Here is a 2,706-nt window from a genome sequence, read left to right as displayed (position 1 = left end):
AGTAGTCGTGATGGTCGATGGATTAGCGAAAAAACGCTCGCTGACAGTAACTACAACGTAACAATGAACGGTAACGCGGTTTTCAAACACGCCGTGGTCCGGTTCATGGAGGTGATCAATGAGAGCCTGGAAACGAACGGATACAAATCAGAAGATTTGGCATTGTTAGTACCCCATCAGGCGAATATCCGTATTTCAGAATACGTTCGACAGCAGATGAATCTGCCCGAGGAAAAAGTTTTCAACAACATTCACCGATACGGTAATACCACCGCAGCCTCGATTCCGATTGCCCTAACTGAAGCTTTCGAAGAAGGTCGAATCAAACCTGGTGATTTAGTTTGTCTGGCGGCTTTCGGTAGCGGTTTCACCTGGGCATCAGCCCTGATTAAATGGTAAATGAGTGACTGGGTGACTATTGGATGTGTTGACCCTTTACCCAATCATTGTCTGTTTAATACGTTCCGATCGACAGCATCACCAGCGTACAGGCCTCAATGGGCTCAATTCCCTCCTCTTTTAACTGGCGCTCGAATTCTGGATTTTCGGCTCCCGGATTGAAAATTACCCGTCGCGGCTTGAGACCTTTGATATAGTCGTATAGCTCGGTCTGATTACGGGCCCCCACATACATCGTGACGGTATCAATATTCTCCAGATCTGGCTGTCCGGTTTGGATCGGGTGCCCATTAACCATACCGGCCCTTAAGCCTAACAGTTCAATCTGATGTCCATGCCGAAGTAAGCTGTCTGCCGCTAAAGTGGCATAGCGACCCGGTTTTTCCGTAGCGCCGACTACCAATGTTTTCCTGGCTGAAGTTTCCATTTGTTATAAACAGACAAGTACACCTATGAGATGTGTAAATGCTACATAGTTAACGAATCCTGTGGGCTGACGGTTCTGACCGTAAATCCACTTTCAATAAAATAAATCCGTTCGAACGTAACGTCGGAAGCTCATTTAAGGCTGTAGAACAAACTGTAAAATTAACTTATTCACGTCCTGTTCAAGTTATTCTTCTAATTTTCAGAGCGCGTTAAAAAATTTGACAACTATTTTAATGATACGTTGTTAAGGACTCATCACTATCTGTTATCTTCTTCGATTGTGGTATGTCGATGACAACTAAGCATTAAAATTTGCTTCAGGTATGGAAGCCAAAGGGAATCAAAGTTTCTGGAATGAAAAATGGGTGCCTATCGTCTTTGAAGGTATCGAAAACCCACCCCGTTACGAGGTCTCGAACTACGGGCGGTTACGTAGTTTTCAGGTATCATCGGCTACCGGTCAGGAAGCCAGCAATACTCCCAGTAAACTGATCAAAGGTTCAGTCATTCAGGGCTATCGATCCTTAAATATCCGTTCGGAAGGAAAAACGCTGAATCGTTACGTTCATAAGCTGGTTGCCGAGCAGTTTGTCAATCGTGATAGTCCCGAACAGACATTCGTTATTCACCTTGATCACGACAAGCAGAACAACCATTATCAGAATTTGCGCTGGGTAACAAAAGATGAAATGATTGAGCACAATCGGCAAAATCCCTACCTCAAAAACCGGACGCTTCCCCGCCAGACCCGTAATTATAAACTAACGGAGAGCAAGGTAAAAATCATCAAAAAGCTGCTATTGAACGATAAGAACCGGCTAAAAATGATTGCCAAGCAGTTTGGTATTACCCACACACAACTCAATCGGATTCGGTCGGGCGAAAACTGGAAACACGTAACGATTGAATAAAGACGATTTTTATTCAGGGTTTATCATTACTTTTCTCGACTGTATAGCCACCGGGTTCATAGCCTATTTCGGCTCCCAGCACGTACAGTAAATGTTTGCGGTCAATAATGACACGTACCCCTTCTACGTTATATACTTCGTCGGTAGAACCGGGTAAGTCAAATCCTAACAGCCATGACGATCCGCAACCACCTCCCCGAATTCCTACGCGTAGGCCGTATTCAGCGGGAATTTTGTTGGCATATAACGCATCCAAAATCTGTTGACGCGCTTCGGGTCGAACCCTAACCGGATTGTCGAGTGTCAGCATACCTGATTTTTGGTTTACAAACTTTCGTTTACGCTGGACAATTAACGACGTCCTTAAAACGTAAATGAAGTAATTTAAACCTTTTTCAACATTACCTTTTTTCACGGAACAACGTTCCCATTCTATGGACCTATTGAGTGACTTCCTGAAATTGATCGTACCAGCCGCCCTAGTATTATACGGCATGTACCTGACTGTCAAACTATTACTGGAGCGCGAAGCTGATCGTCATCAATACGAAGTTAAGAACCGATACACAGAAACCGTGGTTCCAATTCGCTTACAGGCGTACGAACGAATGGTTTTGTTTCTTGAACGGATCAGCCCGAATAATTTATTATTACGTTTAGGGGGCAGTTCAACCACGGTGATTGAGTTGCAGCAGCGGCTTCTTCAGGAAATTCGTGACGAATACAATCACAATTTGTCGCAGCAGGTTTACATGAGTCAGGCCACCTGGGATCAGATTCAGACCGCTATGAACGACGTAATGACGCTGATCAATCAGGCTTCAGGTGATACGCGCCCCGACGCTCCAGCCATTGACCTGTCTAAACGAATTTTCGAACGTATCATCCAGAAAGATCGGCAACCTACGTCCGACGCACTGAAAGCGGTCAAGCAGGAAATTCAGGCTATGTTTATGTAGTGGGGCAT

Annotated in this window: 5 protein-coding genes; 3 read left to right on the top strand and 2 right to left on the bottom strand. The window is 44.8% G+C overall.

What is annotated here, in order from left to right; genetic code table 11:
* Positions 1–399, top strand: a 399-nt coding sequence (locus ACOJS8_RS12370; protein ID WP_420148850.1) for a 3-oxoacyl-ACP synthase III family protein, incomplete at its 5' end; no start/stop codon positions are given.
* 55 nt (positions 400–454) lie between these two features.
* On the opposite strand, the gene ACOJS8_RS12365 is transcribed toward ACOJS8_RS12370, so the two are convergent.
* A complete protein-coding gene (locus tag ACOJS8_RS12365; RefSeq protein WP_420148849.1) occupies positions 455–826 on the bottom strand; it encodes a CoA-binding protein in 372 nt (123 codons plus the stop codon).
* Positions 827–1,151: 325 nt separating this feature from the next.
* Here ACOJS8_RS12365 and ACOJS8_RS12360 point away from each other — a divergent pair, with 325 nt between their 5' ends.
* Entirely contained in the window at positions 1,152–1,739 is a 588-nt protein-coding gene (locus ACOJS8_RS12360; protein WP_420148848.1) for an HNH endonuclease, read from the top strand.
* A 13-nt stretch (positions 1,740–1,752) separates the two neighbouring features.
* Here ACOJS8_RS12360 and ACOJS8_RS12355 read toward each other — a convergent pair whose 3' ends face one another.
* Complete coding sequence (locus ACOJS8_RS12355) at positions 1,753–2,049, bottom strand: HesB/IscA family protein (RefSeq protein ID WP_420148847.1); 297 nt, start codon at positions 2,047–2,049, stop codon at positions 1,753–1,755.
* Between the two features lie 124 nt (positions 2,050–2,173).
* Here ACOJS8_RS12355 and ACOJS8_RS12350 point away from each other — a divergent pair, with 124 nt between their 5' ends.
* A complete protein-coding gene (locus ACOJS8_RS12350; protein ID WP_420148846.1) occupies positions 2,174–2,698 on the top strand; it encodes a hypothetical protein in 525 nt (174 codons plus the stop codon).
* Positions 2,699–2,706 lie beyond the last annotated feature (8 nt).

Origin of the sequence: Spirosoma sp. (assembly GCF_048594605.1) — a bacterium.
GTDB lineage: Bacteria > Bacteroidota > Bacteroidia > Cytophagales > Spirosomataceae > Spirosoma.
The sequence above is the reverse complement of the archived record's forward strand: the minus strand, read 5'-3'. Positions and strand labels throughout refer to the sequence as shown.